Consider the following 945-nt stretch of genomic DNA (forward strand, 5'->3'; position numbering starts at 1 on the left):
GACGCATCGGCGCTTGCCTGGGCTGTATGCCGGAGTGGTGGTGTTGGGAATCTACGCGCACTGCACACCGGCGCTCGCCCCCAGTGTCAGGATAGAAGTCGCCTCCCCTGGGAGGATGTGTGTGAGGATGGGGGCATGATCGTCCTGGGCCTTGCGTCCGCTGGCTGTCGCTGGGAAGGAGCCCGGAGGGCGAGTGGACAGCGACAGCCAGCGGGCGCGGCGCGAGCCCCCAGGACCAGCAACGAGGCGACGCATTGTGAAGACCTATTCCGAAGAGTTCAAAGCCAGCATCATCGTGAAGCTGCTGCCACCGCATGACGCCCGCGTGCCGGCCTTGGCGCGTGAGTACGGGATACCCCGTGACACCCTCTACAGCTGGCGCCGCCAGGCCGGAGGTCAGGGGGCGCTGCCCGCCACGCCATGCGCGAGCGTCGGCGTCCTCAGCGGCGCGGAGAAGTTCGCCGTGGTGGTGGAGACGGCGACCCTCAATGAACTCGACCTGGGTGCCTACTGTCGGCGCAAGGGCCTGTTTGCCGAACAGATCGCGGCCTGGCGCACCAGTTGTCAGCGCGCCAACGACCCCCAGCCGCGCGCGGGCGATCGGGCCGAGCAGCGCGCCGAGCGCGAGCAGATCAAGCAGCTCAGTCAAGAGCTGCTGCGCAAGGACAAGGCCCTGGCTGAGGCCGCCGCCTTGCTGCTGCTCCAAAAAAAAGTGCAGGGACTCTGGGCGGAGTCCGCGGACGCTCGCTCTCCCTCGCGCGGCGCCTCGAAGTGAGTACCTGGATCGAGGAGGCCTGCAGTGCCGGGGCGCGCCTGGAGTACGCCTGCGCTGCCGTGGGGCTGAGCGCGCGCACCCTGCAGCGCTGGTGCCAGGGCGGCGCTATCCAGGGCGATGCCCGTCGGCGCGAGCACCGCGCACCCGAGGCCGTGCGCACCCCGGCCAAC

At 69.5% G+C, this 945-nt stretch carries 1 protein-coding gene; it reads left to right on the forward strand.

The window, feature by feature from the left end; translation table 11 throughout:
* Positions 1–256 precede the first annotated feature (256 nt).
* Complete coding sequence (locus tag G3480_RS26885; RefSeq protein WP_164657243.1) at positions 257–775, forward strand: transposase; 519 nt, start codon at positions 257–259, stop codon at positions 773–775.
* Positions 776–945: the final 170 nt, after the last annotated feature.

This window comes from Thiorhodococcus mannitoliphagus (genome assembly GCF_010915725.1).
Lineage (GTDB): Bacteria > Pseudomonadota > Gammaproteobacteria > Chromatiales > Chromatiaceae > Thiorhodococcus > Thiorhodococcus mannitoliphagus.